Annotated in this window: 10 protein-coding genes; 2 read left to right on the forward strand and 8 right to left on the reverse strand. The window is 70.2% G+C overall.

Features of this window, described 5'->3' with window-relative positions:
• Positions 1-90: 90 nt before the first annotated feature.
• Positions 91-294: an MbtH family protein gene (locus K3769_RS38815; RefSeq protein ID WP_267030901.1), complete on the forward strand. Its 204-nt coding sequence runs from the start codon at positions 91-93 to the stop codon at positions 292-294.
• Between the two features lie 84 nt (positions 295-378).
• On the forward strand, positions 379-891 hold the full coding sequence (locus K3769_RS38820) for a GNAT family N-acetyltransferase (RefSeq protein WP_267030902.1): 513 nt from the start codon (positions 379-381) through the stop codon (positions 889-891).
• A 37-nt stretch (positions 892-928) separates the two neighbouring features.
• On the opposite strand, the gene K3769_RS38825 is transcribed toward K3769_RS38820, so the two are convergent.
• The 8 genes from K3769_RS38825 to K3769_RS38860 all read right to left on the reverse strand — a co-directional run bounded on the left by K3769_RS38825 (position 929) and on the right by K3769_RS38860 (position 13,214).
• Positions 929-3,244 (reverse strand): FdhF/YdeP family oxidoreductase, encoded by a 2,316-nt coding sequence (locus K3769_RS38825; RefSeq protein WP_267030903.1) that lies wholly within the window; start codon positions 3,242-3,244, stop codon positions 929-931.
• A gap of 60 nt (positions 3,245-3,304) precedes the next feature.
• The gene (locus K3769_RS38830; RefSeq protein WP_267030904.1) at positions 3,305-3,832 is read right to left on the reverse strand and encodes an SRPBCC family protein; all 528 of its coding nucleotides are present in this window, start codon (positions 3,830-3,832) and stop codon (positions 3,305-3,307) included.
• Between the two features lie 754 nt (positions 3,833-4,586).
• Positions 4,587-4,886 carry a hypothetical protein gene (locus K3769_RS38835; RefSeq protein WP_267030905.1) on the reverse strand — a complete coding sequence of 100 codons (300 nt, stop codon included), beginning with the start codon at positions 4,884-4,886 and terminating at the stop codon, positions 4,587-4,589.
• The gene (locus K3769_RS38840) at positions 4,883-5,890 is read right to left on the reverse strand and encodes a GTPase family protein (protein WP_267030906.1); all 1,008 of its coding nucleotides are present in this window, start codon (positions 5,888-5,890) and stop codon (positions 4,883-4,885) included. The genes K3769_RS38835 and K3769_RS38840 overlap by 4 nt, the downstream gene beginning before the upstream one ends.
• Before the next feature lie 130 nt (positions 5,891-6,020).
• The gene (locus K3769_RS38845) at positions 6,021-8,291 is read right to left on the reverse strand and encodes a sensor histidine kinase (protein ID WP_267030907.1); all 2,271 of its coding nucleotides are present in this window, start codon (positions 8,289-8,291) and stop codon (positions 6,021-6,023) included.
• Between the two features lie 23 nt (positions 8,292-8,314).
• The gene (locus tag K3769_RS38850; protein ID WP_267030908.1) at positions 8,315-8,989 is read right to left on the reverse strand and encodes a LuxR C-terminal-related transcriptional regulator; all 675 of its coding nucleotides are present in this window, start codon (positions 8,987-8,989) and stop codon (positions 8,315-8,317) included.
• A gap of 136 nt (positions 8,990-9,125) precedes the next feature.
• Complete coding sequence (locus K3769_RS38855) at positions 9,126-9,776, reverse strand: hypothetical protein (RefSeq protein ID WP_267030909.1); 651 nt, start codon at positions 9,774-9,776, stop codon at positions 9,126-9,128.
• Positions 9,777-9,929: 153 nt separating this feature from the next.
• Complete coding sequence (locus tag K3769_RS38860; RefSeq protein WP_267030910.1) at positions 9,930-13,214, reverse strand: GH92 family glycosyl hydrolase; 3,285 nt, start codon at positions 13,212-13,214, stop codon at positions 9,930-9,932.
• Between the last annotated feature and the right edge of the window lie 30 nt (positions 13,215-13,244).

The following is a 13,244-nucleotide window of genomic DNA, read 5'->3' on the forward strand; positions in this document are numbered from 1 at the left end:
CGGCTCGACCCGGACCGGTTCCCGCACGCTCCCCCAATTCACCATCCCCTCGACGCACGATCCGCCCGACTCACGACAGGAGAGAACGACATGGACGAGAACACCCGCCACCAGGTGCTGCGCAACGACGAGGACCAGTACTCCCTCTGGCCGGTCGACGTCGAGGTGCCCGCGGGCTGGCAGCCCGTCGGGAAGGAGGGCACCGAGGAGGAGTGCTCCGCGTACGTCGACGAGGTGTGGACCGACATGCGTCCGCGCAGCCTGCGTGAGCGGATGGAGAATTCGGAGGCCTGACCCGTCCGTGGCCGCGGAGGGACGGGAGCCGCTGTCCCTCCGCGGGACGGAGTCGCCTCTCCGCCTCACCCGAGGAGTCCACCGATGACAACACCCGTCCTGAAGACGGAACGACTGGTCTTCACGCCCTACCGCCCCGAGGACGAGGCCCACTTCGTCGCCCTGCTGCGCAACGAGGAGGTGTGCCACTGGATGGGCCAGGACATGGTGCCCGAGGCCGACCTGTGTACGGCGTTCCGTGCCATCCTCACCGACGTCTATCCCACGCGCCGGTTCGATGTGTGGGGGGTGTGGTGGCAGGGGACGTACATCGGTCACGCGGAGGTGAAGAAGACCGGCAACGTCGACGGGCACGAACTCATCGTCGCCCTCGCCCCCGACTACTGGGGGCGGGGCATCGGCACCGAGGCCGTGCACGGCCTGCTTCGCCACGCCTCCGACAACCTGGGGCTGACGGAGGCGTACGGCATGGTGGGCGCCGGGAACACGGCGAGTCTCGCCCTGTGCCGACGCCTCGGCTTCCGGCACGTACGCGATGTGGTCGGCGAGGACGGCACGGTGAACCGGATGGTCGTGATCTCCGTACCCGGGAGCTGAACCCGGGGGCTGAGGTTCACCACGTGGCGGCCGACGCTCACCTCGCCTGCGCGGTCGCCGGCGCCGTGACCGGCTCCAGGCGGACCACGATCGCCTTCGACGTCGGCTGGTTGCTCTTGTCGGCCACGCTGTCCAGCGGCACCAGGACGTTGGTCTCCGGGTAGTAGGCGGCGGCGCAGCCCCGGGTGGTGGGGTAGGGGACCACGCGGAAGTCCTCGGCGCGCCGCTCGGGGTCGTCGCCCCACACGCTGACCAGGTCGACGTGCTGCCCGTTCGAGAGGCCCAGTGCGGCCACGTCCTCCGGATTGACGAGCACTACGCGGCGGCTCCCGTGGATGCCCCGGTAGCGGTCGTTGGACGTGTAGGGGACGGTGTTCCACTGGTCGTGGGAACGCAAGGTCTGCAGCAGCAGGTGTCCTTCGGGGGCCTGCAGCATCGCGAAGTCGTTGGCGGTGAACAGCGCCTTGCCGACGTCGTTGTGGTAGACGCCCTCGTTGACCGCGTTCGGCAGCTGGATGCCACCGGGGCGTGTCACGCGCCGGTTGAAGTCGTGCAGTCCCGGGACGATACGTGAGATGTGGTCGCGGATCGCGCCGTAGTCGGCCTCGAACTCCTCCCACGGGATGTCGGCGCCCGGGCCGTCGAGGGTACGACGGGCGAGCCGGCACAGGATGGAGATCTCGCTGAGCAGCAGGGGCGAGGCGGGCTGCAGCCGCCCCTGCGTGGTGTGCACCTCGCTCATCGAGTTCTCGACGGTGACGAACTGCTCCCCGTCGGCCTGGATGTCCACCTCCGTGCGGCCGAGGGTGGGCAGGATGAGCGCGGTCTCGCCGCACACGGTGTGGGACCGGTTGAGCTTGGTGGAGATGTGGGCCGTCAGACGGCAGCTGCGCATGGCCTCTTCGGTGATCTCGCTGTCCGGAGCGGCCCGCACGAAGTTTCCGGCCAGCGCGAGGAAGAACTTGACGCGGCCTTCGCGCATCGCCCGGATCGTGTTCACGGAATCCAGGCCGTGGGCGCGCGGCGGGTCGAAGCCGAACTCCTCCTGGAGCGAGTCGAGGAAATCGTCCGGCATCTGCTCCCAGATGCCCATGGTGCGGTCGCCCTGGACATTGCTGTGCCCGCGCACCGGACACGCCCCGGTGCCGGCCCGGCCGACGTTCCCGCGCAGCAGCAGGAAGTTGACGAACTCCCGGATGGTGGGGACGGCGTGCTTGTGCTGGGTGATGCCCATCGCCCAGCAGACGATGACGCGCCGGCTGGCCAGCACCTCGTCCCGGACCTGCTCGATCTCCTCGCGTGCCAGACCGGTCGCGGCGAGGATGTCGTTCCACTCGATGCTGCGGGCGTGCTCGGCGAACTCCTCGAAGCCCTTGGTGTCGCTCTCGATGAAGTCGCGGGCGAGCACCTCGCCCGGACGGGCGTCCTCGGCCTCCAGCAGCAACCGGTTGATCCCCTGGAACAGGGCCAGGTCGCCGCCGTTGCGGATGTGGAGGAACCGGTCGGCGATCTGGGTGCCCTTGCCGATCACTCCGCTGGGCTTCTGCGGGTTCTTGAACCTCAGCAGTCCGGCCTCCGGCAGGGGGTTCACCGCGATGATGCGGGCGCCGTTGCGCTTCGCCTCCTCCAGTGCCGAGAGCTGCCGCGGGTGGTTGGTGCCGGGGTTCTGCCCCACCACGAAGATCAGGTCCGCGTGGTGCAGGTCGTCGAGGCTGACCGTTCCCTTGCCCGTACCCAGCGTCTCGTGCAGCGCGAAGCCGCTGGACTCGTGGCACATGTTGCTGCAGTCGGGCAGGTTGTTGGTGCCCAGCGCCCGGGCGAACAGTTGCAGCACGAACGCGGCCTCGTTGCTGGCCCGGCCGGAGGTGTAGAACACCGCCTCGTCGGGGGAGTCGAGCGAGGTCAGTTCCGAGGCCAGCAGGTCGAAGGCGTCGTGCCAGCTGATCGGCTCGTACGAGTCGGACCCCGGCCGCTTGACCATCGGCTCGGTGAGCCGGCCCTGCTGGTTCAGCCATTTGTCGGAGCGCCGGCCCAGCTCGGAGACCGTGTGCTCGCGGAAGAAGTCGGCGCCGATGCGCCGCGACGTCGCCTCGTCGTTGATGTGCTTGGCGCCGTTCTCGCAGTACTCGTTGCGATGCCGGTTGCCGGGTGAGGGGTCCGCCCACGCGCACCCGGGGCAGTCGATGCCGCCCACCTGGTTCATGGTCAGCAGCGTCTCCCCGGTGCGTCGTGCCGAGGTTTCCTCCAGGGAGTACCCCAACGCGTGGGCGACCGCGGGTACGCCCGCGGCCCACTTCTTCGGCGGGGTCACGCGCAGAGCCTCGTTCGGCTCGTCGCCGGGCGCCTTCTTCATCGGCATTGCCTTTCACTCACACTGTTGCCGCACGCTGCCGTCACGCTGTCCCTCCCGGCGTCAGCCGACGGGCCAGTGGGCGACACGGCTCCGGTGCGGCTTGGGTTCCACGGGCCGTACGCGTCCGTCGCGGATGGTGCCGCGCCAGGCCCCGCTCTCCGCGCCGAGCCCCTCGATGAACGCCTTGTAGTGCCGCAGCTCCCGCTGGACCACCCGGCTGACCAGCTCGGGGAGGCCGCCGAGGAGGGCGCTGGCGGCGGGGGTGTCGACCTCGATCCGGACGACGACGGTCGTACGGTCCGCCGCGCCGTCCGTGGCGGGCCGGAACGACACCTCACCCTGATGGCCGAAGTGCCGTTCGAGGCTGCGCCACGTCAGATGGGAGTCGGGTTCCTGTTCGACGATCTCGGCCTGGAACTCGCGGCGCAGGGGTCCGGCGGCGAGCGTCCACGACAGGAGCGCCGGGCGGACCTGCTCGACCTTCTTCACCGCGGTCATGAACCGGGGAAAGCTCTTGAACTGCGTCCACTGGTTGTACGCGGAACTCACCGGAACCGCGACCTCGATCGTTTCCTCAACGCTGAACATGCTCCACCCATCGTCGGACGCCGCTCGCCCCAGTCTCACCGCAGGTCCGACCGGTCGCCACACGTCGCCCCTGCTGCCGGGCGAGCGGGTACCCGTCATCCGGGCCGCCTAACGCCGGCCAGAGGGCCTGTCACGGACGAAACCGGACACCCGCGGAGGCAGGTGAGCACCTTCACCTTCGGCACGCCGTCCGCGTAGGCCCGAAAGGTGTACGGCGACGACGCGATCGCGCCGCCCGCCGCAGCCCGGTCATCCATGCCTCATGGCACCCACGATCAGCGCAGGAACTGCCGCTTCTCCCCTCAGTCCAGAGCTCGTAGCAAACTACCCACGATCCGACCTGCCATCGCTCCGAGCGAGCCGGCCACCGAGTCAGTGAACCGGCTCACCCACGCACGGAACGACACCTCACCCGCACGGCGGATCTCGGCCAGGTCCCTAGCCTGCTGTGTCAGCACCCGCGCAAGCAGCGATGCCACGCGGATCACCTCCCGCACCGCCTCTTCCACCTCGTGGGCCTCGAACCGACGGCCGCAGGAACAGTGGAAACGCGTCTCCCACACCTCCCAGTTGCGTCGGCAGCCCGTGCACCGCACCCGCGACCGGTCCGGATCGATCTCAAGACCACCGCCGTGCCCCACAGCCTCCGCCGTGGGGCAACCATGGTGGCGGCTGACAGCCCAGGAGCGGGAGCAGGCCGGGCAACGGGGAAAAGCGAACTCGACCCACGCCATGGTGTGTTCCTCCTGATCCGTCAGCCGGCCGGGGCCGGCGGTACACGGCGTGCCCGTCGGTACTCGTCGTGGTACGAACGCCTCAGTGTCGAGCGGGCGTTGGTAAGGATCGTCGTCAGGTCGCCGAAGTAGGCATGTATGCGCGCCAGTGAGATACCAGCGACCTTCGCCAGCCGTTCCGCCACACTGTTGAGCCAGAGCCGGAAGGAGACTTCGGACATCCGGTCGATCTCCCGCAGGTTCTCCTCCTGCTCCCGCATGACCATGCGCAGGGCGTTCACGACGGAGTCGAACTCGCCCGGTCCGGGTTCGGCGTTCATCGGCCCATCTCCTGCTCCACGCGCCGGACGAACTCCTGTAGCCGGGCCCGGTCCGCGTGCAACTCCTGCCATTGGGCCTCCGACAGCCCCGCAAGTGCCTCGTTGACCGACCGTGGCGGCTCGGGGCTCGGCCGCTCTCGCAACCTTTGTGCGGGTTGAGGGGGCACGGCCGGCGCCTCGGGCACGGCGGCCGGTACCTCGGCCAGGGTCCGCGCCTGAGCGGCCCGCAGCAGCTTGCGGTCCACGAGTGCCGTGAAGTCCGCCAGATCCATCCGCTGCTCCAGGACCCATCTGCGCTGCTCGGGGACCGCGTACATCATCTCCTTGAACAGTGCCGTCAGGTTGTAGTGATGCAGCGCGGCGTACGACACCGCCCGGCCCCGCCAGGCCGGCAGGGCGTGCGCGATGCTGCGGGTGAAGGCCCCCTCCCTGTCCCGCAGCGCCGCCCGCTGGAGCTCCGAGGGCAGGTTCGCGCGGGTGTTCCAGTCGTGAGGACCCATCTCGTCGGCCTTGTTGAGGCCGAAGACCAGCCGGCCGACGAGTTCCGGGCTGGGCCCGAAGAGATCCCTCAGCGCCTGCTGGACGAGTTGAACCGTCCGGTCCTCGGCCGCGTGGATCCACACGACGGCGTCTGCCGTGGGCAGGATCTCGCGGTACAGGTCGAGGTAGCGCCGGTAGTTGGCGATGTCGTCGCCGATGCCAGGCATGTCGACGACCTCCAGGGTTCCATGGCTCCCGCTGACCTCCTGGACCGGGATCGTCCAGGCCCGATCGGTGGTGGCCCTGCTGTGGCCGACCTCCTGGCCCGCGTTGAACAGGGCGTTGATGGTCTTGGACTTGCCGACCCCGGCCTGGCCGATGAGGACCAGTCGCGGCGGTGCCTCGTTCACGAGCGCCTCCTCGTACCCTCGGAGGAGAGACGCCCGCTGCGCCGGAGAGAGCGCGTCGGACTGCTCGACCGAGGCGGTGAATCTGCGTAGATGCTGACGGATGAAGTCGGGCATGGCCGTCCTCTCACAAGCGCCGGGACCGTGCGTCCCGACGCCTCTCGATGTTCTCGGCCGCGGCGCGTTCTGGCTGTCCCCGCAAGTGGTGACAGCCACGCCGTCCCGGTACGGACGGCCCGTTACGTGGTCAGGTCGCGCGGACGTCCGCCTCGACCCAGGTGGAGCTGAGCGAGTTCTCCACCACGCTCCCCGTCACGGCCTCGGCGACGGCCTCGCGAAGTGCCCGGGCCCGCACCTCGTGCCCCGGAAGGAGCACCAGGGAGGCACGCACCCCACCCTGGGTGGCGTTCACCGTGAGGTACAGCTCGCGCGGAGTCGGGCCGCAGTTCAACGCGGTGGTCAACAGCAGCCGCAGGAAGGCCGGCGGGTGCGGATCGTCGGAGTCCGACTGGATGAAGACCGCGCAGTCCTCCCCACGGACCCTGCTCAGCAACTCGCGCGCGGAGCGGTCGAGTACGCCGGGCAGGTGGATCTCGTCCCGGACCGCACCGTCGAGCAGACGGGCGCGCTCCCGCACGCCCGGGTCGTCGGATGTGCACCGTCCGGACGCCACATCGGTGAGCAACGGCACGATCGCCTCGCCGAGATCGGCCAGCCTCCTGCTGTGCAGTTCCTCGCGTGCCTGGCGGGCGGCTTCGGCCGCGAGCGTGACCGACCGCTCGGCCTCGGCGTGTGCCGTCGCTCCGCCGAGCCGGGCCACGGTGCGCCCGATGGCCAGCCCTGTGATCACGCCGAGCGCGGGTGCGAAGAGGGCGGGCACCACCAGGGCGGCGGTCGCCCCGGCCGAGGACGCGATCGGTGGACCGGCGATCACCAGGACGACGATACCGATCTGCTCCACCGCCAACGCCGTCAGCGCCTCCCAGGCCGGGCGGACGATGACCAGAAGGGTGAGAAGCGGCGTCACCGCACCGACGGGCCAGGAGGTGTAGTCCGCGAGGCCCGCCAGCGGCAGCACATGGAAGCTCCCCAGCGCCCCGACGACGGCGAACACGCAGGCGGCGCACGCCACGGGGCGCGGGATGACCGTCTCGGCGCGCAGCAGGAGCGCCACAGTGATGACGGCGAGTATCACGTACCAGACCAACAAGTGCCCCGTGCCCGGGGTCTGGAGCGTGTGGACGGCCGCGATGATGCCCATGACGGCGAGGAACGGCAGACAGACGGCAGCCAACGGACGCCGTACGTCCCCGACCGCGGCCTGCATCCGTCCGACCGTGTCCTCGGCCACGCCGGGCCGGTCCGCCGCCCCGGCCGCGGTTGTCGTCGCGGGGGCGGCTGCCGGGGGAGACCACTGGAGCCGTACCGTCGTGCCGCGCCCGGGAGTGCTCGACACCTCGGCCGACCCCCCGACGGCAGCCATCCGGCGGATCACCGACCGCCGTAACCCCACCGAGGTGGCGGAGAGTTCTTCTGCCGGGAAGCCCCTGCCGTCGTCCGTGACGAGCAGGGTGAACCCGTCACTTCCTCTGCCCGTGTTGTCGGTATGGTCCCGTGTCCCCTGGCGCAGGCTTACCTGGACGGCCCGGGCCCCGGCATGGTCCTCGACGTTGCGCAAGGCTTCCCGGGCTGCGCCCGTCAACGCTTCGGCCACCTCGGGTGGCACCGGAACCTGTCCCGTGACCTCGATCGTCATCGTGGTCCCCTGCGGTGGCCGGAGGGAGCGGACCACGGCCGCCAGATCGGTCCGACCGCCGAGGCCGGGCCCGGTGGGAGCGGCGGCGAGCGCGGCCACGGCACCGGCGGCCGCCTCCCGCAGCCGCGTCACTGGGACTCCGGGCATGCTGATGGCCTGCAACGCGGTGCTGATCTCGTCGTGCAGCACGCCCTGGAAATGCCGATGCGCCTCACGACGGCCCGCTGCCCGGCTCGCCGCCGCCTTCACCGCCCGCACCTGTCGCTGTGCCCGGTCGGCCCGGTCACCGGCCGTGCGCATCAACGGGACGAGCACGCCACCGGCCACCGCTGTCGCCACCACCGGCCAGACGCTCTCCAGGGCGGCCGCGGGTCCGTCCGCGGGCCAGCTCGCGGCGACCTGCGCCCCGACAGCCACGACGCAGACCCACCGGCCCACCCAACGTGGTAGCAGTGCGGTGGCGAGCAGCACGGCGGGCACAGCCAGCAGACAGCGCTGCCCGACCACGACGCGCGAAGTGCCGCCCAGCGCGATCACCGCCTGCCCGAGGACAGCCAGAACAAGAGCCACCGCCGCGTCTGTGCGGGACAGCCGCATGCGCAATCCCCGAACCGCTGTGATCACGGACTGTGCGAGGAACACCGCCCCGACGGCGCGGATGTCGAGGTCGGGCGCCGAACCGTCGGCGAGGAGGAACACCGACCAGCTCAGCGCGAACAGGGCCGACAGCGCGGCCATCGCGGACGACAGTCCGCGTTCCACCCCTCGGCGGTAGGACCGCGAACTCAGCGCCCGGTCCGTTCGGGCAAGTCCGGGTCGATGTCGATGACACCGTCGGCCACGGCTCGGTAGACCAGGTCACCCGTGCCCTCGACCGGCCTGCCGCTAGCCTTCGAGTAAGCCTGGATCGCTCGTGAGCGGTGGGTACGCAAGGTGTCCTCGGTGATGTGCAGAATGCGGGCGATGTCCTCGTGCGGCAACCCCTTGGCGATCAGGTCAAGCACCTGCGATTGTCGTGGGGAGAGGCTGATGCCGCCTCGTGGGTCGTGCACGATGTGGTGGGCAAGTCGGCTGGAGACGTACAGTTCGCCCGTCTCCGCGGTGTGGATCGCCTCCACCAGACGCTCCCGCGGGTCCTCTTTCAGCACCAGGCCCAGCGCCCCTGCGTCAAGGGCCCGGCGCACCAGTGCGGGGCGTTGTTCACCGGTGAAGACCAGCACGCGCGCTCCGGCGGCCCGTAGTCGACGGACGTTCGAGCCGATGTCACTGCGGTCCCGCAGGCGCAGATCGAGCAGGACGACGAGCGCTCCCTCGTCGCCCGGGTGCTCGGCAAGCAGGGTGTCGACGTCCTCGGCCGTCGCCACGAGCGTGATGTCGGGTGCGTGACGGGCGAAATAGGCCGCGATCCCGTCCAGCAGGATGGGATGGTCGTCCACCGCGGCCACTCGGATCGGTGGCATGTCCTTGCTGCTCGCGTCCGGTTCCATGCCGCCCCCAAAGCGCCGCACTCTGCCCAGGCACCGTGCAGGCATCGTAGGTGCTCCGTGGGTCCTGCGTCGGGCGTTCCCGGTACTCCGCGTTCTCGCCGGGAGGCGGTCAGTGGCCCCCTCGGTTCTCGACGCACGGGCCCGTGCCGGGCTGGGGCTCGGCGTAGGCGCCGTGCACCTCGCTGGTCAGTTCGTCCTTCTTCACGTAGCCGGACACGCACACGACTCCCGTGTGGACGCTGTAGAACCCGTTCCCGATGTAGACGCCGTGCTCCTTGCCGCAGCCGAGCCGTTTCAGCGCCGCAGCGATCCGCTGCTCGTCGAAGACGCCGTACGCGCCGGAACCGCCCTCCTCCCGGACCTTCTCCAGTTCCCTGCGAATGAGTGCGGCCGAGGCCTCTCCCTGGGCGCGCTTGTCCTCGGACAGAGAACCTTGCATGCGGTAGGCGTGGTTCTCGGCGTAGTGGGGAGGCCGGTCCTCGTTCTCCCCCGACTGCTCCTGCGAACGCTCGCCGTCCGCACTCGGCCTGGATGAGGAGGGCCGGGCGGTGGGTGGAGCCGTGGCGTCTTCCGCGGGCTGCGCGCACTTCGGCCGAGGAGGGTACGAGGTCGGGTACGAGGTCGGAGGGACGGCCGACTGAGACCGGCCGCCCTGCTCCGTGCCGCACGCGGACAGGGTGGCCGCGACGAGGACGGCTGCGGTGACCGACCGTCCGAGAAGCCTGGTTCCTGACATGGAGAGGGATATGGACTTGGGCATGGGGGGAGTCTGAGGCCTCGGGAGCTTGGTGTCATGAGCGGGGGTACGCATGCCGCGGCGGGCTTCGCGAAGGCAGCGAAAACACCGGCCCACGCCTCCCGATGGAGAGGCGTGGGCCGGTGGAGGTACGAAGTTCTGCCTTCTCCTTCGGCTCTACTTCAGCGTGATCGCGTACACCTGCACCCGAGGATCGTTCTGCAGGCCGACGGAGCGCACCGTCTTCGACGCGTCGAGGTCCGCCGAGGCGCCGAACAGCCGCACCGGAGGGCCGTCCACCCCCTGCCCGCGCTTGATCCGGTGCGGCATCTCCAGCACCACGGAGCTGCCCTGCGGCGCCGACCCCGCCCAGTCGCCCACGGGGACGGGCACTTCCGCGGTGGTCCCGTCGGTGTAGCGGACGGTCAGCGCGGTCGTGACCGGGCCGTGGTGGGCCACGGCGACAACGCGCAGCGCGCCGTACGAACCGGCCGGGAGCAGCATGGACTGCCCGCGGGCCTCGACGAAGTTCTCGGCGGTGCCGGACGGATCGGGAGCGTCGTAGGTCACGCCGCCCCAGACGACCGGACCCGCCGCGGGCAGCAGATCACCGTCGAAGCTCCAGCCGCCGCCGTCGAAGTCGCCCTGCCCGGAGGCCGCGACGGTCGCGGTTCCGTCGTGGTTCACCTCCTTGCCGAGGTCCACGGCACACTGCCCGTCGATGTCCGGCGCGCAGCGGGCCGCGGCGCGTACCTCGATGGTCGCGACCCGCTCCACGCTCTTCACGCCCTTCGCCGCCGCCGTGATCCGCACGGTGTACGAACCCGGCGCGGTCCCGGCCGGCACGTTCACGTCCACGGTCGCGGTCCGCTGGACCGGAAGACGGCGGGACACCAACGAGAAGGAGTCCGAGGTCTTCGCGGTCCAGCCGCCGGGAGCCTTCGCGTCGACGCCCACCCGCAGGGTGCCGGGGGACTGGCCCAGCACGTCCAGCTTCAGGCGGACGCTCTGCGCGCTGTCGGACGTGGGCAGGACGTCGGAAGCGGTACGGAGCGACGCGTCGAGATCGCGGCGGGAATCCGCTGCCGCGCGGTTCACGGACGGCGGCTCGTCACCCTTGCCCGTACCCCACGCCGACGGCTTGCCGGTCATCTCGAAGGCGAGGCTGCCGCCCTTGGCGACCGCGTCCCAGTCCAGCCAGGTGGCGCGCAGGTTCTTCCCGCCGAACGTCGCCCGCTTGACGTAGCGCTGGGTGTCGCTCGCACCCGGCGCCTTCACGGTCAGCGTGCCGCCCTGCTGCTTCCCGTACGCGCCGATGCGGATGTCAGCCGAGGGGAACTGCGGGCTGGACACGGCGAGGAAGCCACCGCCGTTCGTCGTCGGGTACAGGCCCAGCGAGGAGAAGACGTACCAGGCCGACATGGTGCCCAGGTCGTCGTTCCCGGTCATGCCGTCGGGCCCGTCCGTGAAGAGCGTCATCGCGGCGCGGACCACGGTGGCGGTCTTGGCGGGCGCGCCGGCCCACAGGTACATGTACGGGGCGTGCAGGTCGGGCTCGTTGTTCGGGTTGTAGGTCGACTTGCCGTAGTAGTCGTACGGAGCCGAGATCCAGTCCTCGCGAGCGGTCCTGGCCGGGTCCGCGAGGAGTTTGTCGTACGCGAAGAAGGAGTCGAGCCGCCTCTCGGTCGCGCTCTTGCCGCCCATCAGGGAGACGAGTCCGGCCGGGTCCTGGGGCGCGAGCCACTGGTACTGATAGGCGCCGCCCTCATGGAACTGGTGGCCCGCTTCGACCGGGTCGTAGGGCGTCAGCCAGGTGCCGTCGGTCGTACGCGGCCGGAACTGCTGGATGGAGGAGTCCCACAGGTTCCGGTACCACTGGCCGCGCGCCGCGAACATCTTGGCGTCCGCGCCGTGTCCCAGTCCCTTGGCCATCAGCGCCAGCGATGCGTCCGCCGCCGCGTACTCCATGGTCGCCGAGGCGGGATGGCGGCAGTCGTTGTCACCGCCCTTGTCGGCGCAGTCCTTCCCCGGTTCCAGCCCGCTGGGGACGTAACCGCGCTTCTGGTACGCGTCCACCCCCGCGCGGCCGTTGTAGGGGGAGTCGGCCGGTGGCGTACTGACCGCGTTCTTCCGCAGCAGCGCGTACGCCTCCTTCTCGTGACCTGCGAGCAGCCCCTTGGACCATGCCTCGACCAGGAAGGGCGTCACCGGGTCACCGGTCATGATGTTGGTCTCGCTGTTGGCGAGCGACCAGCGCGGCAGCCAGCCGCCGTCCCGTCCGATCGCGACGACGGACAGCGCGACATCACGGGCGACCTTCGGCTGCAACATCTGGAGCAGCTGGTTCTGCGGCCGGTGGGTGTCCCACAGCGACAGGTTCTGGTACGGCGTGAACCCCGACGCGACATGGTTCTTCCCGTCGAAGCCCGCGTACCGGCCGTCGACGTCTCCGGCGAGGTTCGGATGCAGCTGCGCGTGATAGAGGGCGGAGTAGAACGCGCGCTGCCGCTCGGCCGAACCGCCGCCGATCTTGACCGCGTCGAGCTGCCGCTCCCAGGTCGCGTGCAGCGCCGCCCGCGTGGCGTCGAAGTCGTACGAGTCCTGTGTCTCCGCGGTGAGGTTCTTGCGGGCGCCTTCGGGACCCGTGTAGGAGAGCCCCACCTTGACGACGACGTCGCGGTCGGCGGCGGCGTCGAAGGTCACCCAGGCACCGTTGTCGCCCTCGCCGGACGCGTCCCTTTCGCCGGGGGCGGGGGTGCTCCCGCGCCACGCGCCGTGCGAGGTGAACGGCCGGTCGAAGGTCGCCGTGAAGTAGACGGTGTGCTTGTCCTTGCCCGCGCAGAAGTTGCCGGCTTCGACACGGCCCTCGACGGTCCGGTCGCCGACGACGTGCACCTCCGAGCTGTAGACCTTCTGGTTGGCCTTGCCCGTGTTGAACAGGACGTTGGCGCGGTCGGTCGAGGGGAAGGTGTAGCGCTGCCATCCGGTGCGGGAGGTGGCGGTCAGCTCGGCGTCGATGCCGTACGACTTCAACCCGACGCGGTAGTAACCGGGTTCGGCGTCCTCGTCGTCGTGCGAGAACGCCGACCGGTAGGAGTTCGGGTCGACGCTGTCGACCGCGCCGGTCGTCGGCATGATCGGCAGCTCACCCATGACGGAACAGCCGACACCGGAGAGGTGGGTCTGGCTGAACCCGTGGATCTTGTCCTGCTGGTAGTCGTAGCCGCCCTGGCCGCCGGTGTCCGGGCTGACCTGGACCATGCCGAAGGGGGCGCTCGCGCCGGGGAAGGTGTTGCCGAAGTTCTGGGTGCCGATGAACGGGTTGACCAGAGAGGTCGGTGGAGCGGTCGCCGCGGGAGCCTGGGCGGCGGCCGGCACCGGAGCCAGGGCGCCCCCGGCAACGAGCAGTGCGGCGAGCCCTGTTGACGCGCGGTCACGCCATCGTCGGCGGGGTCTGTGCATGGAAGCGGTCTCCTGTTCCTCGCTCTTCGT

Origin of the sequence: Streptomyces ortus (genome assembly GCF_026341275.1) — a bacterium.
Lineage (GTDB): Bacteria > Actinomycetota > Actinomycetes > Streptomycetales > Streptomycetaceae > Streptomyces > Streptomyces ortus.

Excerpts from the sequence above, each read along its gene's own strand:
- K3769_RS38860 (WP_267030910.1), bottom strand. The coding sequence starts at position 13,214 with ATGCACAGACCCCGCCGACGATGGCGTGACCGCGCGTCAACAGGGCTC.
- K3769_RS38825 (WP_267030903.1), bottom strand. The coding sequence starts at position 3,244 with ATGAAGAAGGCGCCCGGCGACGAGCCGAACGAGGCTCTGCGCGTGACC.
- K3769_RS38835 (WP_267030905.1), bottom strand. The coding sequence starts at position 4,886 with ATGAACGCCGAACCCGGACCGGGCGAGTTCGACTCCGTCGTGAACGCC.
- K3769_RS38840 (WP_267030906.1), bottom strand. The coding sequence starts at position 5,890 with ATGCCCGACTTCATCCGTCAGCATCTACGCAGATTCACCGCCTCGGTC.
- K3769_RS38830 (WP_267030904.1), bottom strand. The coding sequence starts at position 3,832 with ATGTTCAGCGTTGAGGAAACGATCGAGGTCGCGGTTCCGGTGAGTTCC.
- K3769_RS38820 (WP_267030902.1), top strand. The coding sequence starts at position 379 with ATGACAACACCCGTCCTGAAGACGGAACGACTGGTCTTCACGCCCTAC.
- K3769_RS38855 (WP_267030909.1), bottom strand. The coding sequence starts at position 9,776 with ATGCCCAAGTCCATATCCCTCTCCATGTCAGGAACCAGGCTTCTCGGA.
- K3769_RS38815 (WP_267030901.1), top strand. The coding sequence starts at position 91 with ATGGACGAGAACACCCGCCACCAGGTGCTGCGCAACGACGAGGACCAG.
- K3769_RS38850 (WP_267030908.1), bottom strand. The coding sequence starts at position 8,989 with ATGCCACCGATCCGAGTGGCCGCGGTGGACGACCATCCCATCCTGCTG.